The organism is Coprococcus comes ATCC 27758 (assembly GCF_025149785.1).
In the GTDB taxonomy this organism is placed as follows: Bacteria; Bacillota; Clostridia; order Lachnospirales; family Lachnospiraceae; genus Allocoprococcus; species Allocoprococcus comes.
Window position 1 is genome coordinate 2,337,565 of record NZ_CP102277.1, and the last position, 25,638, is coordinate 2,363,202.

Here is a 25,638-nt window from a genome sequence, read left to right on the forward strand (position 1 = left end):
GGAAAGCTCTTGTTTTATCCGCACATCTATATTAGAATAAGTTCATATCTTGTGTGTATGATTCACGCATAAGTAAAGGAGAATATCATGAAAGAAAAAGGAATGACCACGATTACCCTGAAAAAAATCAATCGGGAAAAAGTGTACCAATATATTTATCAGCAAAAAGAAACATCCAAACTCCAGATCGTTCAGGATCTGCAGATGGGACTTTCTACTGTCAGCCAGAATTTAAATGAGCTGGAAAATGACGGTCTGATCAGCCGGAATGGATATTTTGAATCAACCGGCGGACGAAAGGCCCAGATTATAAAAATTGTTGAAGATTTCCGTATTTCGATCGGACTTGGGATTTTAAAAGATATGTTTCATATTGTAGCCGTGAATTTATATGGAGATGCAGTTGCAACAGAGACAATTGAACTCCCATATGAGAACAGCGATGCTTACTACACTGCCCTTGCTGCAAATGTAGAGCTCTTTATCCAGAAGAATCATTACGCTCCTGAAAAAATTGAGGGAATTTCGATTGCCACACAGGGCGTCATCTCCCCGGACGGAAATGTTGTTACTTACGGCGATATCATGGGAAATGCAAACATGCAGCTGTCTGATTTTTCTTCCAGACTTCCGTATCCATGTCATCTGGAACACGATTCAAAAGCCGCTGCAGATCTGGAACTCTGGAATCATCCACAATTTGACAGTGCCCTGATTTTTCTTCTGAATCCTAACCTTGGCGGTGCGATCATCACCGGACATGAAGTTCACCAGGGCGATCATATGCGTAGTGGTCTGATTGAACACATCTGCATTGATCCAAATGGTCCGAAATGTTATTGCGGCAATCACGGGTGTCTGGAAACTTACTGTTCTGCAAATGCCCTGAAAGCAGCTTCCGGTATGCCGGTCAAAGAATTTTTTTACCTCCTGCATCAGACACATGCTCTGAATCTCACACAAATCTGGAGAGACTATCTTGACCACCTTGCCTTTGCAATCCGTAACCTGAATCTTGTGATCGACAGTCCGGTGATCATCAGCGGATATCTTGCACCATATTTTCAGGAAGCAGATATGCAGTATCTTTTAAGCAAGATCAATGAAAGTTCCCTTTTCCAGATGGACGAAAGCCAGCTTCTGGTGGGAAATCATGGACAGTATACTCCTGCGATTGGTGCGGCACTTTATTATATTAAAGAGTTTCTGACGCCGGCTGTGTCGTAATAATCGAGCAGGCTGCTCCTGCTCAGCTTGTGTACCATCTTGCTTAACAGCCAGGTGATGTACTTTTTCCAAATACAAATCCTTATGCAAACATAAATCTGCATTTTGCACATCGTATACACAAAAACAGGACAGATATTTGATATCACTTTCCTCATTTTCTGATAAAAATGATATCAAATATCTGTCCTGTTTTCTTATGCTTTACCTAAACATTTTCACAGAACTTCTACGCATCAAAATGAATCCTGCTCTCATCAAACCGGTCCTGCTGCGCTCTTTCCTCCGCCGGATATCCAAGTGGAAAGATTGCGAATGCTCTCTGATCTTCCGGAATCCCAACGATCTCTTCCACTTCCTTCATCCGCTCTTCGATCGGAGCAATTCCAAGCCAGACTCCGCCAAGTCCGATTTCATCTGTCTTAAGCCATAAGTTCTCCATTGCAATACTCATATCGATGTCCGCATAACATGGGACATCACAATCTTTCCGATATGCAGATATGATTGCCACCGGTGCATTCGCCGTCATCCCTGCATACGGACTTGCCTTTGATAATTTCTCCAGTGTATCTTTTTTGGTAATTACATAGAATTCCCACGGCTGCTGGTTCTTTGCAGACGGTGCTGCCATTGCCGCGCGAAGGATTTCCACAATCTTTTCCCTCTCCACTGGTCTGTCCTGATATTTTCTGATACTTACGCGATGAAATAAATCTGCCATTTTCTGTTCTCCTCTATTCTATCTTTTTCAGTCTCTCAACCGCATATTTGATAAATCTTTTTACCGCTGGTGATGCCTGTTTATACGACGGAACTGCAAGTCCAAGTGTGATCCTTGATGGTGGATCTACCGGAATCTTCACTACATCACAATTCCACTTTTCCGTGATCAGATTGTTCATCACACTCATTCCAAGTCCCTTTTCAATCATTGCCATTGTCGCAAAATTTTCCAGAGTTGTAAAATGAATATTCAGTTTGATTCCATTTCGCTCAAACAGCGAAACCACATCATCATCCCGTCCAAGTGCCGGCATAATAAACGAATCGGTCTCACAATTGATTAACGGATAACTTTCTTTTGATGCATACGGATGATCTTTTGGCAAAACTGCCAGCATTTCATCATAGTCCAGTGGTGTCCACTCATACGGCATTGGCTCCTGATAACTTAAAAATCCGATATCCGCCTTTTTTTCATCCAGCCATCTTGTCACTTCCTGCCGGATTCCCTCCATAAGCCGGATCTCAATCTGCGGATAATCCTGTTCAAAGTCCCGGATCACCTCCGGAAGCCAGTGCGTAGAAATACTGGAATATGCTGCAATCGTCACACTGCCTACAAGAAGTCCCTTTACTTCTGCTGCGAGCTCATAGATTCGATTTTCTTTTTCAAGAAATTCTCTGACTGCAGGCAAAAGAATTTCCCCATCCGGTGTTAGGGTAACCCCTTTCCTCGTTCGTCTGAGTAAGGTAAGACCTGTTTCGTTCTCCAAAGCTCCAACAAGCTGACTGACTCCTGACGGTGTATAATTTAATCTCTCTGCTGCTTTTGTAAAGCTCCCAGTATCTGCAGCATACATAAAAGCTTTACATCTGGCACTTTCCACATCTGTTCACCTCTTAATTTAAATATTTATTTTAAGTAATACTATTCTTATTTTGAATAATTCATAGTTTTACTTTATTGTAGGTGTATTTTAAAATAATTTCAACAGGAAATAGAAAGGAGGTTTTATAATATGAATATTCAAATCAGAGCTTATCAGAGTAAAGATGCTGCCTCTGCAGCACAGATATGGAATGAGGTTGTAACAGACGGAAATGCATTTCCACAGGATACCGAAATGACAGCTAACGTTGCCAACTTATTTTTTCAGGAACAGACTTATACCGGTATTGCAGAAAATGCGGACACTCACGAAATTCTTGGCCTTTATATCCTTCATCCTAATAATGTTGGAAGATGTGGGCACATCTGTAATGCCAGCTATGCTGTCCGTAAAAATATCCGTGGATTGCATATAGGTGAAAAACTGGTTCTTGATTGTCTGCAGAAAGCAAAAGAAAACCAGTTCCGCATTCTGCAGTTTAATGCGGTTGTTGCTACCAACACCCCAGCATTACATCTTTATGAACGAATTGGATTCAAAAAACTCGGCACAATACCCGGCGGTTTCCGGATGCCGGATGGAACTTATGAAGACATCATTCCACATTACTATCTTCTCTAAGTACATCCCCCTCCATAACGGAGGAAGGGCGCATCCAGCTTATCCCAGATGCGCCCTGTATTTATGATCAACTATTTACAAAATATCTTTATAGAGCCGGAGGACATTCTTATAAAAAATCTTTTCTATTTCCTGATAACTTTTTATAAATGAAATTTTGTCTTTATTCTTTTCCATTTCATTATAAAAAACAGCTAAAAGGCGCATTCCATATGCAAAAGGATTATTCTCCGTTCTTGGTCTTGTTGCCATATCTTTTGCTCCTTCTTTCTGTTATGCCATATGGCTGTCACGTGCTACTTTAATGCACTCCAGACCTTTCTTTAATACTGCGGTCTGTGTTGCCACATTCAGACGAACATATCCTTTTCCGCATTCACCATAGTTTGTTCCACTGTTCAAACGAACACCTGCTTCTGCAAATGCATTCATCAGATCATCCTGTTCCATATTCCATGCACTGAAATCAATCCACAGCAGGTAAGTTCCTTCTGGTTCAATCATCTTAACTTCCGGCATATTCTCCGCAAGGAAATCTCTTACTACACCGATATTCTTCCAGAAATATTCATTCTGCTGGTCTACATAGTAATCGCACTCGTTGTAGCATGCCATAAGTGCTTCGATTCCAAGATAGTTATAGTCAAAGTGGAAATCATCATATACCACATTGTACTGGTCGCGAAGCGCTTTATTCTTGATTACAACATATGCAGAATAGAAGCATGCAAGATTGAATGTCTTACTTGGTGATCCCATTACAACGATATTGTCTGTAAGGTCATCTGAAAGTGAGAATAATGGAGTATGTTTGTGTTCTCCGTATACAATATCTCCGTGAATCTCATCACCAACAAGAATTGTATTGTTTTTCTTACAGATTTCTGCAACTTTGATAAGTTCTTCTTTTGTCCATACACGTCCTACCGGATTGTGTGGGTTACAGATCAGCATGATTCTTACTCTTGGATCTGCTACTTTCTTCTCAAGATCTTCAAAATTCATCTCATAACGGCCATCTTCGAGTACCAGATCATTGCTTTCAACAAAACGTCCTGCACCTTTGATTACGATGCTGAATGTATGGTAAACCGGAGCCTGGATCAGCACTTTATCGCCCGGACGGGTATATGCATTCAGGATCATCCATAAAGCACCTGTCATTAGTCCCTGTGAATGACGGATTGTTTCCGGGTCAACAGTAAGACCATATCTCTTTTTATACCAGTTACAGATTGATGCTGCAAATCTTTCCTGTGGCAGTGCACCATATGCATACACACCAAATTCTGTACGTTTACGAACTGCTGCAATTGCTTCTTCCGGTGCTTTGAAGTCTGTATCTGCTACTCCAAGCGGAATATACTTTCCATTTTCTCCTTCATAATCCCATTTGAAAGAATCTGTTCCAATACGATTGATCGGTTCATCAAAATCATGAAATTTGTTTGCCATTGTTTTTACCTCATTTTTTCAATATCTTCATCATCTGTTTTTTTGATGGCACCTGACCTGCAACAACTAGTTTCCCGTCAATCATCACCGAAGGAGCCGTCATCACTCCCAGCTTTACGATCTCAACCAGGTCTGTCACTCTCTCGATTTCCGTATCCATCCCGAGCTCTTCAAGACACTCCTTCACAACCGCATTTGTCTTATCACAGTTCTCACAGCCGCTTCCAATTACTTTTATATTCATATCCCGCCTCCAGATTTAATTGTTCAGTTTCATAGGAAGTCCCACACACTCTTCCCACGCCGCCGCGATCTCCCGGATCAGTGCAATTCCGATTTTGGAAATAAATACAAGCTGAGACTTCGGCTGTGGTTCGTAAGGCGCATAATCCCGTTTCTTTCCGACTACATCAACTTTTTCCCATCCTTCTTTTTCCACTTTAAAGAATCCCTTTACACGGAAAACATCCGGTTCAATCTTTGCAAGGAAAGCTTCCAGCTTTTCCTTCTGGATCTCTCCTGTAAAATCCATGGAAAATGTTTTTGGTTTATTTTTCGATGAATTCGTAGTATCCTCACATTCTGCCCATTTATACAGCATCAGATCCATATCATAAAACGAACGGTCAATATTTCCATTGGCACTCTCTGTAATTGGGCATACCGGATTAATTTCACGCACTTTGTCTTTCACCTGTTCAATCTGCTCGCTGTCCACCAGATCAACCTTTGTCAGAACCGCAAGATTGCAGTGTTTAAGCTGACGATCAATTGTCTCTGAATCCCCGATCTGATCCAGAAAATTATAGCAGTCCACCAGACAGATACAGCCTTTGAAATCATATGCATCCGGAGCCATCACTTCCGTCGCCGCAAGAATTTCTTCCGCATTGGACGGATCTCCAAACCCTGAGCTCTCTACAAACACGTATTCCAGACCTTTTCTGGACATCTGAACCAGCGCATCCACAAAGGATAATCTCAGACAGCTGCAGAAAATCGATCCCCGGTTCAGTTCTACCATCTGAATATCATTATTCTGAAGCACGGTTCCATCAATACTGATCTTTCCCAGTTCATTCTGGATCACTCCAACCTTTGTTCCTTCCATATTTTCCAGAAGATTCCGGAGGATCGTCGTCTTGCCGGATCCCAGAAATCCCGTCAAAAAATACAATTTAATCTTACTCATGATTCATTTCTCCTTTTTCTATACTGCAACTGCACCCTGATTTGCTCTGCTGCCGCTGCAACTTATTTTTCTTCTTTTTCTGTATTACAATTGCAATTTAAAAGCCCTGCATAATCTCCCGGGATCATCAGCCGCCCAACCGTCTTGTAAACCTCATTCATTACGTCTATGTCCAGAGAATACTGCATCCATTTTCCTTCTTTGCGCGCCTTTACGATTCCCAGATCGCACATCAGCTTCATATCGTGTGATAAGGTTGGCTGTGTGATGTGAAATTCCTCCAGGATCTTACAGGCACATAATTCTCCTTCGGATAACATGTCGATGATCTTCAGGCGTTTCGGATCCGACATCACTTTGAATATACGGGCATATTTTTCATAGTCTATCTGCATTTCCTTCGTAAATCGCTCCTTCCTCATGGCCGGCGGGTAGCAAATTCATATGCCTTTTCGTGCAAGCACGAACGGCATATGAGTTTGCTACCCTATATTATCACATTAAACACATACCCCACAATGATGATTCCGATACACACGATTCCAATGAATGTTCCAAGCAGTTTTTTCTTGATTGCTTTGGACAGCATTACCATGGATGGAAGTGAAAGGGTTGTCACTGCCATCATAAACGAAAGAATCGTTCCAAGTCCTGCACCTTTTGCCAGCAGGCTTTCTGCAACCGGGATGGTTCCGAAAATATCCGCATACATGGGAACGCCTACTGCTGTCGCCAGTGGCACGGCGTACCAGGTCTGTTTTCCAAGAATGCTTCGGACGATATACTCTGGGATCAGATTGTGGATAGCTGCCCCGATGATGACTCCGACAACGATATACGGAGCAACCTTTTTGACGGTAACCACAACCTGATTTTTTGCATAATCCATACGGTCTGCTATTGTAAGCGACGGCGAAGCTACCTCCACATTCGGCGCCTGCCGGATAAAATCTGCCACCTGGTCTTCCATATGCAGCCGCTCAATGATCGTTCCCCCTATAACAGCTATGACAAGTCCAACAATCACATAAGCAAATGCGATCTTCCCTCCAAAGACACTCATCAGAAGAACCAGAGATCCCAAATCCACCATCGGAGATGAAATCAGAAACGAGAAAGTAACTCCCAGCGGCAATCCTGCACTGGTGAATCCCATAAAGATCGGAATCGATGAGCAGGAGCAGAACGGAGTCACTGTTCCTAGAAGTGCTCCGATCAGATTCGCCCAGATTCCATGAAATCTTCCCATAATCTTTCTGCTTTTCTCTGGCGGAAAATAGCTTTGAATATAGGATATCACAAAGATCAGCACCGCAAGCAGCACAAAAATTTTTATGATATCATACAGGAAAAAGTGAAGAAATTCTCCTGGAAACCTTCCCTCTCCCAATCCGGCTTTAACAAGAAGTTTTCCGATCAGATCTTTCAGCCAGTGCATTCCAAGAATCTGGTCCTGAAAGAAATCCCATCCGTTTTTTATGATTTTCATTCTCTCTCCCTTCCCATAGAAATATAGAAATATTTCTATATATTTTTCATTTTTTAACCGGTGCAATCTATTTCTCACACCGGTTTTCTAACTACATCTTACTCTTCATATAGAATTTTGTCAATATGTTCCCGCTTTTTTTCTAATTTATCCCCTTCGCATTTGGATAGATTTTCTTCATCTTCGCATCATCATAATGCACATCCACCCACTTCTGGACAACATTCGTCGCCTGTACACCATTTCCTCTTTCATCGTATCTTACCAGTGCCACACAGGATACCAGAATATTGCAAACCATAAATACTAATAAAAACCAGGTCAAAAGCTTTCCTGCAACTGCCGGTATTTTTTCTATCCATTTTTCCACAGGTGGAAATAATATTTTAAACCACACAACCGCAGCAATTCCCCAGAAAAAGCAGTAAAGCAGATTGATTCGACCTCCCAGGTTAAACGGGATCTTACTGTAATCCCAGAACACTTTTCCAAATACAAGTTCCGTAAACACACTGCAGAAATACTCATAAGCACCACCAAGCAATGTTCCTGTAAGGAAAAGAAAACGATCCCCTTTATCCTTATATTTGTACAAAAGTGCTGTGACAAGCGCAATTGCAAGCCCCCAGACAATGCTGAACGGTCCCCAGACCACACTGCTTCTGCTCATCCATACTCCAGCCGTCACACGACAGAAAATCGTTTCTGTGATATCTCCCAGAAAAGCACCGATCATAAACAGCATCACGATCTTATAAAAGCCGCACCCTTTTGCAAATACCTTTTCTTCGTTCTCTTCCCGGATTTCCTCTTCGATTTTTCTTGCCTTTGGATATGCTTTTTTCAGACGCTTTTCCAGACTTCCGGCAATCTTTCCCGCAATTTTTGTGCTGATCTTATCCATCCCGGCATCCGTTGCAATCCAGCGCTCCGGCTTCTTACTCTTTCCGGTAAGAAGCATAAAGGAACCAAAGATATCCACAAAAAGTACACCGATCAGTGTCAGCAGCACAATATGCATCAGAAGCTTCGGCAGAATATGTAATAAAATCAACGTGACCCCATTGCACCATCTCACTGCCAGATAACCGAGCACACCCCAAAATAGTGAAGCCGGAAGACAAATATATCCATCCAGGTTCCATTTGATATTTGAATAATCCCACCATCTTGCCTTGAATGCTTTTTCGATCAGATGTCCACTGACCCATTCTGCAACTGTTGCATAGACCGTTGCAAAGATAAATAGCCAGATTCCCCGAAGTTCCTGTAATCCCACTGTCATCGCAATTGCGGTCAGACCATAGAGCACACAGAACGGTCCATTTACCAGACCTCGGTTAGCAAACTTTCTCTGCTTCAAAGTTGCCGATATCGTTTCCAATACCCAGCCACCAAAAGAATAAATAAAAAAGAGCCACAGTAATTCATATCCAGTATAGTGATTCATAGTCCTCTCCTTTGTAAATTCATGGTATCATCTTATCATGCCAACCATGAACTTACAATTGGGATTTTATCCATAAAGATATTATATAACACCAATCGTTTTTACAACCGGTTAAACCGGGATCCGACTCCCCATACCGTCTCGATGATCTGCGGATTCCGCATATCCACATCGTCATTTCATTTCCTGTAGTCGAAATTCGGACTGCGCCTTCTGTTTTTTTCTGTATATTTATTTGTTTATCGTATATATTTTCCCATTTTTATATGTATTCCTTATTTATTTCATATATTTAAAATTATTTTATTTTTTTCAGAATTTTTATTGACATTTTGCATTTTATGAGATATTATAATATCAACAAAACAAAAGGAGGACGGACCACCAGAAACTTAATCTTAACTCCAAAGTCTAAGAAAGTAAGAGGTATGGACCAAAGGACACTTAATTTAAAACTCGGACAAATCTAATGAAAGTAAGAGGTACGGACCAAAAGGAACATAATTTAAAACCAGAACAAAATCTAATGAAAGTAAGAGGTACAGACCACCGGAAACTTAATTTAAAACCAGAACAAATCTAATGAAAGTAAGAGGTATGGACCAAAAGGAACATAATTTAAAACCAGAATAAATCTGATGAAAGCAAGAGGTACAGACCAATGGCAAGATAATTTATACAATATCAAATCAATGAAATCAAGAGGTGCAGACCAATGGCATAATAATTATTGAAATTTACATAGAAAAAACTATTTGAGATAATAGTTTCAGATAGATAAGAAGTGAATAAGGAGGATAATCCAATGGATGGATCAAATTAAAATCCACTGTAGCTGAAAGATCAGATACAGTGGATTTTTTATGACATATTTTCTGTTCCAAAGTTCAAGAGCGCGCCTGCTGACGCGCTCAATTTCTGCTGATTCATAGTACAGCGGATTCTATGAAGTCTTCCGGTCCATATCCCATACTGCCTTACCATCATCACAGTATTCCAGATCCGGGCATTCCCCCTGTACAAAGGAATAAACCGGTTCTTTTCCTTCATATTCCTGAATGATACCATTTAATTTGGCAAGCATTTTTTCTTTATCACCCGGAAGATGTCCTCTGACTCTCACATGGATAAAGTCATGAAAACCATCATATAAAATATTTGCTCCTGCTTTTTCCGGTGCGATCCTCTCGATCAGATGATATTCTTCCCGAATTGTTTCCAGCTCATCTGCCGGAACAAAAGTACCTTGCCGTATATCTTGATACAACGGAACTTCTTTATGCAGAAACATGGAAAAATTCACTACATGCGCCGGATTGGTCCTGTTCAGGAACTGCGCCAGTGCTTCTGCATTTTCCATTCCTCTTCCTTTTCCTGCGACTCCGGTCATAATATGTGCATCATAAATCAGTCCTGCTTCATGAAGCCTGTCGATTGCCTGATATGCCTGTGCCAGATCATGATCTTTTTTCATAAATTTCAGCACATCATCCAGTCCGCTCTCGATTCCAAGATACAGATGCTTTACCTTTTTTCTAGCAAGCATTTCCAACTCTTCCTGGCTTTTATGTAAAACACTCGTAACAGTCGCATCCATATTAATCCCTTCACATTCCGGGAAGTAATATGCGATCAGATCCAGAATCTCATACAATTTTTCTGTCTTCAGACCAAATGCATTACCATCCCCCAGAAAGATCTTCTTCGGCTTCCCATGCAGTTCCCGCACTCTCTTTAGTTCCGCTTCAATCTGTTCCATCGGAAGTTCCCGATACTTCAGATGCCGGAATAAATTACAGAATTTACACTGATTATATGAGCATCCAACCATAACCGGAAGCATGAAAGAGCTTCTTTCCATCGGGGCCCGGCAAATCTGTCCTTCGTAATCCATATGTCACACTCCTATGCTTCTACATAATAGACATAATTTTCTTTTCTTGGTTTTGCTGCAGGAAGTTCTGCTGCCGCATATCCAAGTACGCAATGACCGATTCCTTCATAGTCTCCTTCGATTCCCCATTTTTTCAGAAGAGCCTTTCCTTCCTCGGATTCAAATTCTTCTTTTGCCCGGTGGATCCAGCAGCTTCCGATTCCAAGCGAATGCGCTGCATTCATCAGATTTCCCATCACAAGACTTCCATCATAAAGATATGTCGGTCTTGCCTTATCTGCAAGTACAATAAGAACTACCGGTGCACCATAAAACGGATCTGTATCGGTTCCCATAATTTTTGCATTCATTGCTGAAAGCTGATCTCTTGTTGCTTTATCCGTCACTGCCACGATGATCGGTGACTGCATTCCCATTCCCGTTGCCGCATAAGTTCCGGCCTCAATGATCGTATCCAGATCCTCTTTTCTGATCATATCCGGTTTGTATCCACGGACACTTCTGCGTTCTTCCATATTTTTGATTACTTCATTCATAAATTTTCAGCTCCTTTCAAATCTGCTTCTATTGTAGCACGATTTGAAAGGAGCTGTATGTATCTTATTTATTAAATTTTTATATCTGGCTTATTTTTCTTCGCCCCATACTTCTTCCGCGATTTCTTTTACCAGTGCAAGCTTCTTCCACTGTTCTTCTTCTGTCAGTTTATTTCCGATTTCACAGGAAGCAAATCCACACTGTGGACTCAAATACAGTCTGTCGAGCGGGACATATTTCGCTGCTTCATGGATTCTCTTAATTACGTCTTCTTTATCTTCCAGCTTTGGTGACTTGGTTGTGATCAGACCGAGAACCACTTTTTTATCACCACTTACACTCTTCAACGGCTCAAATCCACCAGAACGTGCATCATCAAATTCCAGATAATATGCACTTACATTTTCACGGGCGAATAAAGCTTCTGCCACACGGTCATATGCACCACTGCTTGCATAAGTAGAATGGAAATTTCCACGGCATACATGAGTGTTGATCACCAGATCTTCCGGCGCTCCCTCAATTGCACGGTTATTGATAGCAAGAAGCTGTTCCATGATTTTCTGAAGTCCGGCTTCATCGGTTCCGAAAATTGCTGCAGCATGTGGATCTACACACATTCCCCATGAACAGTCATCCAACTGAATGCTTCTACAGCCCGCATCATACAGGTCACGAATAACTTTCTTATATCCATTTGCGATATCTTCTGCCAGTTCTTCCACATCCGGATAATACTGATTGGTATTTGGAAGGGACATTGGCATAATAAACTGTTCCAGGAACTGTGCCGGTGCCGGGATTGTCTGCTTTGCTACTGTACTTTCATCTTCCAGTGCCTTTACAAATTTGAAATGCTCTACAAACGGATGCTGATCTACGGAAATCTTTCCGGTAAGATACGTATCATCGATCATTGCAGCTTCTCCGTGAAATGGTAACCCAGTCTTGGTCGGCTCATGTCCCACCCCATTAAATCCCCACATAAAATCCAGATGCCAGGTTGCTCTTCTGAACTCGCCGTCTGTGATCACATGATATCCGGCTTTTTTCTGCTTCTCTACCAGATCAAGAATTGCATCATCCTCAACCTTTGTCAGTTCTTCTTTAGAAATTTTTCCTTCTTCAAAATCTCTCCTTGCTTTTTTCAGTGTTTCCGGTCTTAAAAAGCTTCCTACATAGTCATAACGAAATGGTGTATTTTTACTCATAATATAGCTCTCCTTTTCTCTTTCGTACTGTCTGTCTTTTATGTTTGAAAGTATAGCAGAGTATTCTGCATCTGAAAAATACAAAAAAAATGCAGTTTGCCATAGTTTAAAACTATAGCAATATCAAAAAAATGTTTCACGCTCTCTGCTTCCATGCTACAATATTACCAGGATATCTGACCAGAAGTATTTTCCGCTAAGATACATTTTCCAGATACTTTTCTGATATCTCAAACCCAAAAACAATATTCTTTATAGAAAGTGAAAAATATGACTCTTCAACAATTAAAATATGTCGTAACTGTTGCTGAAACAGGAACAATTACCGAAGCCGCAAATCGTCTTTATATTTCCCAGCCAAGCCTGACAAACGCAATCCGTGAACTGGAAAAAGAAATGAAGATTACCATTTTTCTCCGGACTAATAAAGGGATCATCCTTTCAAAAGAAGGCGAAGATTTCTTAGGATACGCCAGACAGGTGCTGGAACAGGCCGCTATTCTCGAAGATAAATACAAAGGAACTTCTGGCGGGAAAAAGAAATTCTGTGTATCCACGCAACACTATTCTTTCGCTGTCAATGCCTTTGTCGATCTGATCAAAACCTACGGACAGGATGAATATGATTTCAGTCTCCGCGAAACCCAGACATACGAAATCATCGAAGATGTAGCAAAAATGCGCAGCGAGATTGGAATTCTTTTCTTAAATAATTTTAATGAAACGGTTCTGGAAAAAATTTTAAAATCCAACGGGCTTATTTTTCATCAGCTGTTTGTTGCAAAACCACATGTATTTATCAGCAGACGTCACCCTCTCGCCGATCACAAAATAATCACCAATGAAGAACTGGACGATTATCCATATCTTTCCTTTGAACAGGGTGAACACAACTCCTTTTATTTTTCAGAAGAAATCTTTTCTGTATCTGAACGCAAAAAAAATATCCGTGTACGGGATCGTGCCACCTTATTTAATCTTCTGATCGGGCTAAATGGCTACACAGTATGCAGTGGTGTAATTGACAAAAAGTTGAATGGAAAAGATATTATTGCCGTTCCTCTTGCTGACGAAAGTGATATGCGGATTGGGTATATTACACATAAAAAAAGGATGTTAAGCAGATTAGGGACAACTTATCTGGATGCCTTGAAAAAATATCTGCAATAAAAAACTTCTGGAAGCAGTTTTCCTGTTTCCAGAAGTTTTTGTTTTAAAACAAACATACAATTCCATGCACAATAAATGCAGCAGCCCATGCAATCACGCACTGAAAGATCACAACACCGATCGCCCATTTACCACCAAGTTCTCTTTTAATAGAAGCAATCGCTGCCACACACGGTGTATACAAAAGACAGAAAATCAAAAGTGCTGCTGCACCGGCTGTATTTATCACCGCTGTCAGTGCTGCTGTTGACCCAAACAAAATCGAAAGAGTGGAGACGACACTCTCTTTTGCCATAAATCCGGAAATCAGTGCCGTTGATATTCTCCAATCACCAAATCCAAGTGGAATGAATACAGGTGCGATCATACCTGCTACCGTTGCAAGGATACTTGTCTGTGAATCTGTCACCATATTCAGATGCAGATCAAAGCTCTGCAGGAACCAGATCACGATCGTTGCACCAAAAATAACGGTAAATGCTCTCTGCAGGAAGTCCTTTGCTTTTTCCCAGAGAAGCTGACCAACATTTTTCGCTCCCGGCATACGATAATTCGGAAGCTCCATAACAAACGGAACAGGTTCTCCTTTAAACATCGTCCCTTTCATTGCAAGTGCAGTAAGGATTCCCATCAGGATTCCGAAGAAATAGAGACCAATCATTACAATTGCACCCTTCCCCGGGAAAAACGCCGCTGTAAAGAATGCATAGATCGGAAGTTTTGCTGAACAACTCATAAACGGAGTCAGCATAATCGTCATTTTACGATCACGCTCTGAAGAAAGTGTCCGGCTCGCCATAACTCCCGGTACTGTACATCCAAATCCGATCAGCATCGGTACAATACTTCTTCCGGAAAGACCAATCTTTCGCAAAAGTTTATCCATAATAAACGCAACCCTTGCCATATATCCACTGTCCTCCAGCATCGAAAGGAAAAAGAACAGTGTAACAATGATCGGCAGGAAACTCAGCACGCTTCCAACCCCCTGAAAGATTCCATCTACAATCAGTGACTTTAATACGCCATTGACTCCTGCCGCATCCAGTGCCTGACTGCAGGCTACAATCACCTGGTCAATTCCCTGTTGCAGAAGATCCTGCAAAAATGCTCCGATCACATTAAATGTGAGCCAGAATACCAGTCCCATAATTGCGATAAATGCCGGAATCCCGGTATATTTTCCTGTCAGAACCTGATCAATCTTCCTGCTTCGCACCCGCTCCCTGCTCTCATGTGGCTTTAAGACCGTATCTTCACAGGCACGCTGGATATAGTTAAAACGCATTCCCGCTACTGCTGATGAACGGTCTACCTTGCATTCTTCTTCCATCTGCAGATTGATATGTTCCAGAAGTTCCTTTTCATTCTGGCTCAGCTTTAATTTTTCCAGGACAAGCTCATCATTCTCTGCCAGTTTGCTTGCTGCAAATCTGACCGGGATCCCTGCTTCCTTTGCATGATCTTCAATCAGATGCATGATCGCATGAATGCATCTGTGAACCGCACTTTCCTGACCTTCAGCAGAGCAGAAATCCACTTCCTCCGGTGCTTCCTGATATTTTGCGACATGCAGTGCATGTTCTACCAGTTCCGCAATTCCTTCTCCCTTTGCTGCCGAGATTGGTACAACCGGTACTCCGAGAAATGCTTCCAGCTCATTCACACGCACAGAGCCACCGTTCACACGCATCTCATCCATCATATTCAGCGCAACAACCATTGGGATCTCAAGTTCCATAAGCTGCATCGTCAGATACATATTCCGTTCAATATTGGTTGCATCTACAATATTGATGATTCCTTTCGGTTTATCCTGAAGCAGAAATTCTCTTGTAACAATTTCCTCACTGCTATACGGAGACATAGAATAAATTCCCGGAAGATCGGTAATACGGGTATTGGGATGTTCCTTGATCACACCGTCTTTTCTGTCAACCGTAACACCTGGGAAATTTCCCACATGCTGATTCGATCCGGTCAGCTGGTTGAACAGCGTTGTTTTTCCACAATTCTGATTTCCAACCAATGCAAACGTAAGTGTCGTATTCTCCGGTAACGGATGCTCTGTTTTCTTCTCATGAAAAATGCCTGCTTCTCCATACCCCGGATGCTGTGCATCTCCTAACGGTTGTCTGCCTTCCTTCTTCTTATAATGTGGCTCATGGGCCGGCGTAATTTCAATCTGTCCGGCATCCTCCAGACGAATCGTAAGTTCATAACCATGGATCCTGATCTCAACCGGATCTCCCATCGGCGCATACTTTACAATCGTTACTTCTGTTCCCTGGATCAATCCCATATCCAGAAAATGCTGCCTGAGTGCACCATTTCCTCCTACGGAAAGAATCGTAGCTGTCTTTCCGACTTGTAATTCTTTTAATGTCATTCCTCTATCTGTCTCCTTTGGCAAAACCATTTATTGATAATTTATATCATTATCATATCAGTCCTGTAGGTAGTCATTCAAGAATAACATTCGTTTTTTCTAACTAATTTCCTCGCCTGCAAATTGTTTTATTCCGCAGTCTCTCTAAACCGGTACCCTACTCCGACTTCTGTCAGAATAAATCTGCAATTTCCGGGATCCTTTTCTATCTTCCTTCGCAGTGCTGCCATAAATACCCTCAGGTTGGCTGCTTCTACTCCCTGTGCACTGCCCCAGATCTGACCGAGAATATAATTATGTGTCAGTACCTTTCCCCTGTTGTCGATCAATAGTTTCAAAATTTTATATTCCATCGGAGTCAGATGAACTTCTTTCCCATCTATCGATACCTGATGTTTTTCCCAGTCCACTTTCAGATAATCACACTGAAAGATTTTTTCTTTCTTTTCCTCCGGAATCTGGTTACTCTTTCTGAGCGCCACACGGATTCTGGCCAGCAGTTCGCCCATATAAAACGGTTTTGTCACATAATCATCTGCCCCCAGATCCAGTGCCTGTATTTTTTCTTCCTCTTCCTGTCTTGCACTGACCACAATGATCGGTATCTTTGAGATTTCTCTTACATTTTTTATAATCTCAATCCCGTCACCATCCGGAAGTCCAAGATCCAGAATGATCATATCTGGTCTGTTTGCATAGAACAGTGCATTTGCTTCTCCACATGTCTTCGCAATCACATAATCATAGTCTTCTTTCTTAAGACTCATCGAGATAAAGTTAATAATATATTTATCGTCTTCCACAATTAAAATTTTATGCTTATCTGCCATCTGTACTTACCTGCCTTGCCTCCAACCAGAACATGAACCTTGCTCCGCCTTCTTTTCTGTTCTCTGCACAAATATTTCCACCATGTGCATTTACTACCGCTTTACATATAGCCAATCCCAGTCCAATTCCTCTTTGTCTGTCCCCTTTTTCATCTGACCTTGTAACAAATTCGTCAAAAATATTTTCTTTCAGATCTTCCTGAATCCCGTCTCCGTCATCTTCTACACTGATCCACACTTTCCCTGCATCATATCTGGCTTCTATACAGATCCATCCATTTTCCCCTGTATGCTTCATCGCATTATCCAGAAGATTGACCAGCACCTGGACCATCAGTTTTCCATCTACATTTACAACAATCAGCTCCGACGGAAGTTTAATTTCAAATCTCCTCTTTTCCCGGAGTCCTATGATATGTGATACGGCTTCATAGATCAGATCATCCACTACTTCCTGGTTTTTCCGGATCTCAAATTCTTCACTTTCCAGCTTTGTCATATTCAAAATATTTTCCATCAGGCGCATCAGCCATACAGACTGCTCCTGTATCTCTCCTGCCAGTTCCTTTCTGACTCCGGCATCCAACTCATCCGCCTCTTTTAAGAGTCCTGCAGCTCCCATAATTCCGGTCAAAGGTGTCCTGAAATCATGGGATATACTTCTCAGCATATTGCTTTTCAGCTTTTCTCTTTCCATCTGTGCCCTTGTTTCCTCTGCAATACGCACCTGATTATGAAATCGTACCATAATACTTGCGGAAATGAATCCTGCGATAAGGAAAAATACAAGAAGTACCACATCATTCTGATCCGTCATCGCAAATGTGTGCACCGGCACTGTAAAAAAATAATTAAACAGCAGCACACTGCATACAGAAGCCATCATTCCATACAGATAACCGGTAGTTGTAACTGTTATGACCAGTACACCCACAATATAGATCATCAGAATATTTTCTTTTCGAATTCCATAACTCTGGAGAAAAAAAGACAAAAATGTTGCAATCGCCATGATCGCAATCGACTGCACCATATATTTTACTCTCTCTTTTGTCATTTTCTTTCCCCCATCATTCATCATTTTATACTTGCAAGCAGACGGTCAATATCCTTTGTAAGACCTACTACAAGCAGATGATCCTTCTCATGCATCACATAATCCGCTCTCGGAAGGACCACCAGCTCTGTATTTTTCTTTATTCCAAATACATTTATATGATAGTTTGCCCTTATATCCGCTTCTTCTATCGTCCGCCCGATCCATGCAGCCTTCGGCTGGATTTCAAAAATCGAATAATCCTTACTGAGTTCAAAATAGTCAAAAACATGATTTGCACTGTATTTTACAGCCAGTCGTTCTGCAATATCCCGATCCGGATAAAAGACTTCATCCGCTCCATTTCTCAATAAGAATTTTGCATGAATATCCCTGTTTGCCTTACTGACAACATGTTTGGCTCCAAGCTCTTTTACCAGGCTTGTTATCTCCAGACTGCTCTGGAAATTTGATCCGATGCACACAAAGCAAAGATCGAAATTTCCTACTCCAAGACTTCTTAATACTTCTTCATTTGTACAGTCCCCTACCCGTACTGCTGTTGCGTATTCCAGCAAATCCGTTGTCTTTTTCTCATCTTTATCGATGATCATTACCTCATTTCCCCGATTTGCCATATCAATACACAGATGATGGCCAAATCTTCCAATTCCTATAATCAATACTGATTTCATTTTCTACTCCTTGTTCTATCCTATCGTAATTTCTTCTACCGGTTTCCGGATCGGTGCTCCATGTCTGTGCCCTTTCAGTGAAAGTGCAAATGTCAGACTTCCTATTCTTCCGCAAAACATCAGAAATACCAGCACCATTCTTGATGCCATACATACATCTCTTGTGATTCCCGCAGACATTCCCACTGTTCCCATTGCAGAAAAGACTTCAAACATCACATCCGACAAAGAAAACGGCTGCATAATTTCCATGAAGATCGTTCCTGTTAGTATAAGGAACAAATTCGTACACATTACAACACTGGCCTTTCTGATCGCAGTTTCATCCAGTCTTCTGTTAAATACATTACAACCGGCTGCTTCCATCAGATTTGCACGCACAAATACAATAAGAACCACTACGGTTGTCGTCTTAATTCCACCTGCTGTAGATCCCGGGCTTCCTCCTATGAACATCAGAATCATAGTAACAAGTTTACTGCCTTCCGTCAATGCTCCTGTATCGGTTGTATTAAATCCTGCCGTTCTGGCTGTCACCGAGTGAAATAAAGAACAGAGTATCTGTTCTTTCACAGGCATCCCTGCCAGTACATTATTTTTTTCCAGTATCAGGAATAAAACTGCTCCTCCTATAATCAGAAAACCTGTTGTTGATAATACAATCTTTGTATGCAGATGATATTTTTTCCATTGAAATTTTTTCACAGACAGATCATCCCACACTAAAAAACCGATTCCACCGATTATAATCAGCAGCATGATCACTGTATTTACCAGCCAGTCATCCGAATATCTGATCAGTGACTGATAGGCACCATTTTCTCCCATAAGGTCAAACCCGGCGTTGCAAAAGGCTGATATAGAATGAAAAATCCCGTACCAGATTCCTCTTCCTATTCCGAATTCCGGAATAAACCGGATCATCAGCAATACAGCTCCAATGCTTTCAAAAAAAAGTGTTCCTTTTATAATCTTCTTCGTAAGCTTTACAATTCCACCAATTTGAATACTATTGATACTCTCCTGCAAAATTCCACGGACTTTAAGCCCTATCTTTCTTCTTAACAGAATCGCCACACAGACACCAATTGTCATAAATCCCATACCGCCGATCTGGATCAGGATCAAAATGATAAGCTGTCCAAAAAAAGACCAGTGCAGATATGTATCCTGTACAACCAGCCCAGTCACACAGGATGCGGATGTCGAGGTAAATAATGCATCTGCAAAAGATGTCATATTTCCATCCCTTGATGAAACCGGAAGCATTAAGAGAATACTTCCCAAAAGGATCAACAACAAATACCCGACAACAATCATCTGTGTCTGTGTCATCTTTTTATATATTACTGTCATTTGTTTCGTTTCCTTTCTCCTCTATATCTTTCTTCCTCTCTCTCTTTTTTATCCTTCTTCAGAAAAATGTCGAGTTCACGCATCAGATGCAATCCGGCGATCAGCAGAAAGCTCAGGATCCCTGTAAATAAAATAATACTCTCAATCTCGAACATAACCTTTCCTTCCTCTCACTGTTTTTCCTCTCCTGTTTTGTAAATCAATGATAGTATTTTTAGTATAAAGATTGTATAAAGATTCCTGATTTTATGTAAATATTCCGTTATGATTTCCTGCTGAAAAATGGGATTAGGAATTTCATTAAATAGAAAGAATGTGCATCTCCGGCACGCAGTGCCTTTTGTTTCATAGGAAGTTCCTTCGGGATTTTCTATGAAGCAAAAAACGGGCACTTTGCAGTTCTTTCTGCAAAGCGTCCGCCTTTTTTACAAAATCTTTTTATTCAACTGCTGCTTCTTCCTCATCTGTTTCCGGAACATCATTATGAACGGCAGCCACACCTGCTACATCTGCTTCCGGATCTGTGATCAGTTTGACATCTTTATCCTTTGCGATGTCAAGGTCTTTGACTTTAATGGTTTCTCCAACCTTCAAATCTCCAACGTCAACAATTACTTTTTCAACAAGTGCAGATGGAAGTGCTTTGTATTCAATTTCATCAAGCAGTTCCTCTACAACACCTGTGACAACCTTTGACTGATTGTGGATCACAACTTCTGCTACGGAATGTACCATTTCTCCACTTACCAGTGCCTGAAAATCTATTTCAAGTACTTTTGAACCCATAGAATCATAATCGACTTCTTTTACCAGCACATCCATCTGCTCTCCGTCCAAATCCAACATGATCTGGCTTCCTTTGCCATTAGCTTTCAGGAACTTTTCCGCTTCTTTCTGTGTCATCTGTACCGGAATGGAGCCTTCAATCTCACGTCCGAATACATTGCCGGTTACATAACCTTCTCTTCTGAGTTTTTTGGCTTTTGTCTGCATGTTTCTTTTTTCAGCTTTTAAAGTATTCATTTATCTTTTCCTCCAATCACTGACTTCTGGTAAAGTACCTATTTCCTTGTTACAGCTGTATTATAGCACTCATGGATTATCAAGATTAACCAAAATCACATCTTTTTTGATCAATATTTTTGCTGTTTTTCAAACTTTTTTCTTTGTTTTGTGCAATTTTTTTATTTTTCATCTCTTATAGATTTCCATAATTTTTCATATTTTCAGCTTTTTATTGTTCCAGATATTCTTTGATCCTGTCGATATTATACAAAGGAATATTTGTCATCCATTCCTGTTCCCGGTAATCTGACATTGACGTTCTTACGGCATATTTAGGCTTATATTTTTCACAGAACGCTTTCAGGCTTTTTGCCCTCAAATTTTCCTCCGCTTTCACTTCCAACGGAATAATCGAAGTTCTTCCCTGCTCTTTGTACCTTATGAATCAGTCCACAGTCTAAAAGCCATTGTATTGCCAGCTCAAAATCTTTTGCCCTTGATCCTTTTCTCACCTGTCCATAGATATATTTTTTATTTTTCTTCGCCAGCTGCATCGGAATCGAATTCCATACAAGATTCAGTCTTGGAACCAATGAAGTCTCGGCGTGTTTTGAAAAATCCTGTTGATAATAATTCAACAGGTTCTTCTGTATCTCTCTGACCTGATTAAAATCCTTCGTTTCTACATACGTCTGTACTACTTCCGGCATGCCACCTACATAATAATATTCGCGTAATCGGTCTATATATTTAGATTTGAATGTTGTCACCATATCGGTATCCGTTCCCTGAAGAATATTTACGAAGCGTTCCTCTCCTAATGCGCACAAAAATTCCTGAAATGTCAATGGATAAAGATCCATAAACTCTACCTTTCCGACCGGAAAAGAAGTTCCTTTATGCAATGCCGCACCCAAAAGAGAACCTGCTGCCACAATTGCATATTCACCTGCAAAATGCTATACTCGGATAAGAAATGTTAATGAAAAGAGGTTTGATTATGAGAGCATATGAACGACTTTTAAATTATGTAGTAGTCCGTACTCCAAGTGATGAACACAGTACGACTTCTCCTTCTTCCCAGTGTCAGTTCGACCTGGCACGTATTCTGGCAGATGAGATGACTGCCCTCGGGATTTCTGACGTAAGTCTGGATGAATTCTGCTATGTATATGGAAAGATTCCTGCCACACCAGGATATGAGAATAAACCATCTATCGGATTTATCGCACACATGGATACCGTTTCCGATTACTGTGACCATGACATCATCCCGGTCGTACACAAGAACTACGATGGCGGTGATCTGCCGCTTGGCACAAGTGGACGTACCCTTACCGTAAAAGATTTCCCGCATCTTCCATCTCTTGCCGGACGCACCCTGATCACAACAGACGGTACAACTGTTCTTGGTGCCGATGATAAAGCCGGAGTTGCCGAGATCATGACCATGGCTGAAGCACTGATCAAAGAAAATATTCCTCATGGACCGATCTCAATCGCTTTTACACCAGATGAAGAAGTCGGTGGTGGAACTGATCATTTTAACGTAGAAAAATTTGCTGCACAGTTTGCCTACACTCTGGATGGCGATACCGAAGGAGAAATTCAGTATGAAAACTTCAATGCATGCAAGGCAGATTTTGAAATTACCGGCTTTGCTGTGCATCCGGGTTCCAGCAAGGATACGATGATCAATGCGTGCCTGGTTGCCGCTGAAATCAATAACATGCTTCCAGGACTTGAAATCCCGCGTGAAACGGAGGATTATGAAGGATTCTACCATCTGACCGGTATGAGTGGAGATGTGGCACAAGCAAAGCTTCATTACATTGTAAGGGATCACGACAAGAATCTGTTTGAAGCCAGAAAAGAAACTCTTCGCCATATCGAAAAAAATCTCAATGAAAAATGGGGAGAAGGCACTGTGAAGCTTATGATTACTGACCAGTACCAGAATATGGCTGAGATTATTGCCGGATGCATGCATCTGATTGAGAATGCAAAGAAAGCCTGTGAAAATGCGGGTGTTGCACCGCTTGTGCTTCCGATCCGTGGCGGCACAGACGGATGCCAGCTCAGCTTTATGGGGCTTCCTTGCCCAAACCTTGGAACAGGGGGACATGCATTCCATGGACCATATGAACACATCACGGCAGAAGGAATGGACAAGGCTGTGGATATCGCAGTTGAGCTTGTGAAATTATACGCGGAGATGTAAAGGGTTGTCTTTCGTCTTTAATCCGATTTAACAAGTAAACAAATATTTTAAGCAAAACCGGAGTTGCCGCATATCACTAAAATCCATGCGACAACTCCGGTTTCTTAAATTTGAAAATATTCTTTTATCTGTCCCAGTATTATCCCCATCAACTTTGTCCTTGCTTCTACACTCGCCCATGCTACATGTGGTGTAATCAGCAGTTTTTTGCTGTCTTTTATTTTTCGCAGCGGATTCGTCTCACTCATCGGCTCCTGACAAAGTACATCAAGTCCGGCTGCAGCTATCTCGTCATTTTCCAGTGCCTCATACAGATCCTGCTCGACTACGATCGGACCACGTCCGAGATTCAGGAAAATACAGGTTTTTTTCATTTTTGCAAATGCTGCTTTATCCATTAAGCCCTCTGTATGTTCATTTAACGGTGCATGAATGGATATAATGTCAGATTTTGCAAGCACTGTATCCAGATCTACCTGTTCGTAACCTTCCTGCGCCGAACGCCCTGATGCAGAGTAATAAATAATCTGTGCTCCAAATGCTTTTGCGATATCCGCAACTCTCCGTCCAATTGTTCCCAGACCTATGATCCCCCACGTTTTTCCACTGATCTCCGTAAAATGCTCTGCAAAATGCGTAAATATTGTATCATTGATGTAACGCTCTTCTTTTACATAATCATCGTAATAACGTATCTTTTCCAGCAGATAGAGAAGCATTGCAAAAGTGTGCTGTGCCACCGTTTCTGTCGAATAGCCAGCTACATTTCTCCATGCAACTCCTCTTTTTTCCAGATATTCTTTATCCAGATTGTTGGTCCCCGTTGCCGTCACACATACCAGCTTTAAATTCTCTGCTTTTCCAATCGTCTGCTCATTGACCTGTACTTTATTTAAAATAATCACATCTGCATCCTGAACTCTTTCCGGTACTTCTTCTGATGTAGAAAAATCGTATTTTACGACTTCACCTAACCTGTCAAATCCAGAAAGATCAATATCTTCTCCAATTGTTTTTACATCCAAAAAAACTATTTTCATAATCTGTTCCTCACTTTATCACTGTAATTTGCAACTTTTTCTGTTCATTATCATAACAAATTTATTTTACGAATACAACCTAAACAACCGTTGACATCCTTATCCTATGGCGCGTATACTAAAGAAATGAAGAGCATTTGCGATTATATCCAGATATAATTAGCAGGTGTTTTTTTTGGTCTTTCTGGCAAGCCTTTGCTTTTTATAAATCACATTCCATCAACATCAAGGAGGTTATTATCATGAATCAGAACAAAGCTTTGGAACTTACAAAAGATATCGCAACTGACATTATCGGAGGAATCCTGATCGCTGTCGGTGTCTATAATTTTGCTGCCGCCGCAAAATTTCCGATGGTAGGGGTAAACGGAATCGCCCTGATCTTTTACCAGTTGTTTGGACTGCCGATCGGTACTGTTGCCTTGATCCTTAACATCCCGATCGCCATCTGTTGTTTTCGGCTTCTGGGACGCAGATTTTTCCTGAATTCAGTCCGGACGATCATTATTACTTCCATAATCATGGACGTGATCGCACCGCTGTTCCCGGTTTATCAGGGTGACAGACTTCTTTCTGCCATCTGCTGCGGTGTCCTTTCCGGACTTGGTTATGCAATGATCTATATGCGTGATTCTTCAACCGGCGGCTCTGACTTTATCATGATGTCGATCAAAGCACTGAACCCTCACCTTTCCCTTGGAAATATTGCATTTGCACTGGATGCAGTAATTGTGATCCTCGGAACCGTAATTGTATCCCGTGACGTGGACAGTCTGATCTACGGTCTGATCGTCAGCTATCTGCTCTCTCTTGTTATGGATAAAGTTATGTACGGAATTGATGAAGGAAAGCTTGCCCTGATCGTAACCGATCCCGAGCACAGCACTGAAATCTGCTTCAAAATCGATGAGGTTCTCGGACGCGGCTCTACAATTTTAAATGGTATGGGAAGTTATTCCAAAGATGATAAGCACATCATAATGTGCGCCTGCAACAATAAGCAGATGTACGGAATCCGCAAGCTGATCAAAACGATTGATCCAAAATCCTTCCTTGTAATCATGGAATCGAATGATGTAGTGGGTGAAGGATTTAAAGATGAGTAAATTGCGGTCAGCTTTTTCAGACAGCTAAGCAAATCATCCGTATCACTTGTTGGACACTTTGCATCAAAAATAGAATTTCTGATAATAAAAACCGGAGG

The 25,638-nt window shown here is 41.3% G+C and carries 26 protein-coding genes; 5 read left to right on the plus strand and 21 right to left on the minus strand.

Going from position 1 to position 25,638, the window contains the following annotated elements:
• The first annotated feature begins 87 nt into the window (after positions 1-87).
• Positions 88-1,227, plus strand: a complete 1,140-nt coding sequence (locus NQ556_RS11580; RefSeq protein WP_008374322.1) for an ROK family protein — start codon at positions 88-90, stop codon at positions 1,225-1,227.
• Positions 1,228-1,456: 229 nt separating this feature from the next.
• On the opposite strand, the gene NQ556_RS11585 is transcribed toward NQ556_RS11580, so the two are convergent.
• Both NQ556_RS11585 and NQ556_RS11590 read right to left on the minus strand, forming a co-directional pair.
• Entirely contained in the window at positions 1,457-1,951 is a 495-nt protein-coding gene (locus NQ556_RS11585; protein WP_008374319.1) for a nitroreductase family protein, read from the minus strand.
• 13 nt (positions 1,952-1,964) lie between these two features.
• A complete protein-coding gene (locus tag NQ556_RS11590; RefSeq protein WP_022220873.1) occupies positions 1,965-2,840 on the minus strand; it encodes a LysR family transcriptional regulator in 876 nt (291 codons plus the stop codon).
• Positions 2,841-2,972: 132 nt separating this feature from the next.
• Here NQ556_RS11590 and NQ556_RS11595 point away from each other — a divergent pair, with 132 nt between their 5' ends.
• Entirely contained in the window at positions 2,973-3,464 is a 492-nt protein-coding gene (locus NQ556_RS11595; protein ID WP_008374316.1) for a GNAT family N-acetyltransferase, read from the plus strand.
• Between the two features lie 75 nt (positions 3,465-3,539).
• Here the strand turns inward: NQ556_RS11595 and NQ556_RS11600 are convergent, their stop codons facing one another.
• The 10 genes from NQ556_RS11600 to NQ556_RS11645 all read right to left on the minus strand — a co-directional run bounded on the left by NQ556_RS11600 (position 3,540) and on the right by NQ556_RS11645 (position 12,692).
• On the minus strand, positions 3,540-3,716 hold the full coding sequence (locus tag NQ556_RS11600; protein WP_022220872.1) for a hypothetical protein: 177 nt from the start codon (positions 3,714-3,716) through the stop codon (positions 3,540-3,542).
• A 21-nt stretch (positions 3,717-3,737) separates the two neighbouring features.
• Positions 3,738-4,919, minus strand: coding sequence for a MalY/PatB family protein (locus NQ556_RS11605; protein ID WP_008374311.1), 1,182 nt, complete (start codon positions 4,917-4,919; stop codon positions 3,738-3,740).
• A gap of 10 nt (positions 4,920-4,929) precedes the next feature.
• Positions 4,930-5,163 (minus strand): thioredoxin family protein, encoded by a 234-nt coding sequence (locus NQ556_RS11610; RefSeq protein WP_008374309.1) that lies wholly within the window; start codon positions 5,161-5,163, stop codon positions 4,930-4,932.
• Positions 5,164-5,178: 15 nt separating this feature from the next.
• Entirely contained in the window at positions 5,179-6,111 is a 933-nt protein-coding gene (locus NQ556_RS11615; protein ID WP_008374307.1) for a CobW family GTP-binding protein, read from the minus strand.
• A gap of 62 nt (positions 6,112-6,173) precedes the next feature.
• Entirely contained in the window at positions 6,174-6,506 is a 333-nt protein-coding gene (locus tag NQ556_RS11620; RefSeq protein WP_022220871.1) for an ArsR/SmtB family transcription factor, read from the minus strand.
• Positions 6,507-6,598: 92 nt separating this feature from the next.
• Positions 6,599-7,600, minus strand: coding sequence for a permease (locus NQ556_RS11625; protein WP_022220870.1), 1,002 nt, complete (start codon positions 7,598-7,600; stop codon positions 6,599-6,601).
• A gap of 142 nt (positions 7,601-7,742) precedes the next feature.
• Positions 7,743-9,050 carry a putative ABC transporter permease gene (locus NQ556_RS11630; RefSeq protein WP_008374301.1) on the minus strand — a complete coding sequence of 436 codons (1,308 nt, stop codon included), beginning with the start codon at positions 9,048-9,050 and terminating at the stop codon, positions 7,743-7,745.
• A 943-nt stretch (positions 9,051-9,993) separates the two neighbouring features.
• The gene (locus NQ556_RS11635) at positions 9,994-10,944 is read right to left on the minus strand and encodes a radical SAM protein (RefSeq protein WP_022220869.1); all 951 of its coding nucleotides are present in this window, start codon (positions 10,942-10,944) and stop codon (positions 9,994-9,996) included.
• An 11-nt stretch (positions 10,945-10,955) separates the two neighbouring features.
• Positions 10,956-11,480 carry a nitroreductase gene (locus tag NQ556_RS11640; protein WP_022220868.1) on the minus strand — a complete coding sequence of 175 codons (525 nt, stop codon included), beginning with the start codon at positions 11,478-11,480 and terminating at the stop codon, positions 10,956-10,958.
• Positions 11,481-11,570: 90 nt separating this feature from the next.
• A complete protein-coding gene (locus NQ556_RS11645) occupies positions 11,571-12,692 on the minus strand; it encodes a 5-methyltetrahydropteroyltriglutamate--homocysteine S-methyltransferase (protein WP_022220867.1) in 1,122 nt (373 codons plus the stop codon).
• 270 nt (positions 12,693-12,962) lie between these two features.
• On the opposite strand from NQ556_RS11645, the gene NQ556_RS11650 reads away from it, so the two are divergent.
• Positions 12,963-13,862: a LysR family transcriptional regulator gene (locus NQ556_RS11650; RefSeq protein WP_008374293.1), complete on the plus strand. Its 900-nt coding sequence runs from the start codon at positions 12,963-12,965 to the stop codon at positions 13,860-13,862.
• 43 nt (positions 13,863-13,905) lie between these two features.
• Here NQ556_RS11650 and feoB read toward each other — a convergent pair whose 3' ends face one another.
• The 8 genes from feoB to NQ556_RS11690 form a co-directional block, all read right to left on the minus strand.
• Positions 13,906-16,251: a ferrous iron transport protein B gene (feoB, locus tag NQ556_RS11655; protein ID WP_044999193.1), complete on the minus strand. Its 2,346-nt coding sequence runs from the start codon at positions 16,249-16,251 to the stop codon at positions 13,906-13,908.
• A gap of 128 nt (positions 16,252-16,379) precedes the next feature.
• Positions 16,380-17,081 carry a response regulator gene (locus NQ556_RS11660; RefSeq protein ID WP_008374289.1) on the minus strand — a complete coding sequence of 234 codons (702 nt, stop codon included), beginning with the start codon at positions 17,079-17,081 and terminating at the stop codon, positions 16,380-16,382.
• The gene (locus tag NQ556_RS11665) at positions 17,071-18,138 is read right to left on the minus strand and encodes a sensor histidine kinase (RefSeq protein WP_243271164.1); all 1,068 of its coding nucleotides are present in this window, start codon (positions 18,136-18,138) and stop codon (positions 17,071-17,073) included. The genes NQ556_RS11660 and NQ556_RS11665 overlap by 11 nt, the downstream gene beginning before the upstream one ends.
• A gap of 20 nt (positions 18,139-18,158) precedes the next feature.
• Positions 18,159-18,812, minus strand: coding sequence for a potassium channel family protein (locus NQ556_RS11670; RefSeq protein ID WP_008374280.1), 654 nt, complete (start codon positions 18,810-18,812; stop codon positions 18,159-18,161).
• Positions 18,813-18,827: 15 nt separating this feature from the next.
• Complete coding sequence (locus NQ556_RS11675; RefSeq protein WP_008374278.1) at positions 18,828-20,168, minus strand: TrkH family potassium uptake protein; 1,341 nt, start codon at positions 20,166-20,168, stop codon at positions 18,828-18,830.
• Positions 20,165-20,323 carry a hypothetical protein gene (locus tag NQ556_RS11680; RefSeq protein ID WP_008374277.1) on the minus strand — a complete coding sequence of 53 codons (159 nt, stop codon included), beginning with the start codon at positions 20,321-20,323 and terminating at the stop codon, positions 20,165-20,167. Before NQ556_RS11680 ends, NQ556_RS11675 begins: the two co-directional genes overlap by 4 nt.
• A 283-nt stretch (positions 20,324-20,606) precedes the next feature.
• Positions 20,607-21,191: a 50S ribosomal protein L25 gene (locus NQ556_RS11685; RefSeq protein ID WP_008374273.1), complete on the minus strand. Its 585-nt coding sequence runs from the start codon at positions 21,189-21,191 to the stop codon at positions 20,607-20,609.
• Between the two features lie 329 nt (positions 21,192-21,520).
• Positions 21,521-22,108, minus strand: a complete 588-nt coding sequence (locus tag NQ556_RS11690) for an ATP-binding protein (protein WP_008374271.1) — start codon at positions 22,106-22,108, stop codon at positions 21,521-21,523.
• A gap of 65 nt (positions 22,109-22,173) precedes the next feature.
• Here NQ556_RS11690 and pepT point away from each other — a divergent pair, with 65 nt between their 5' ends.
• The gene (gene pepT / locus NQ556_RS11695) at positions 22,174-23,394 is read left to right on the plus strand and encodes a peptidase T (protein ID WP_022220863.1); all 1,221 of its coding nucleotides are present in this window, start codon (positions 22,174-22,176) and stop codon (positions 23,392-23,394) included.
• Between the two features lie 104 nt (positions 23,395-23,498).
• Here the strand turns inward: pepT and NQ556_RS11700 are convergent, their stop codons facing one another.
• Entirely contained in the window at positions 23,499-24,434 is a 936-nt protein-coding gene (locus NQ556_RS11700; RefSeq protein WP_022220862.1) for a D-2-hydroxyacid dehydrogenase, read from the minus strand.
• A gap of 242 nt (positions 24,435-24,676) precedes the next feature.
• Between NQ556_RS11700 and NQ556_RS11705 the strand changes: the two genes are divergently transcribed.
• The gene (locus NQ556_RS11705) at positions 24,677-25,540 is read left to right on the plus strand and encodes a YitT family protein (RefSeq protein ID WP_022220861.1); all 864 of its coding nucleotides are present in this window, start codon (positions 24,677-24,679) and stop codon (positions 25,538-25,540) included.
• The last annotated feature ends 98 nt before the right edge of the window (positions 25,541-25,638 follow it).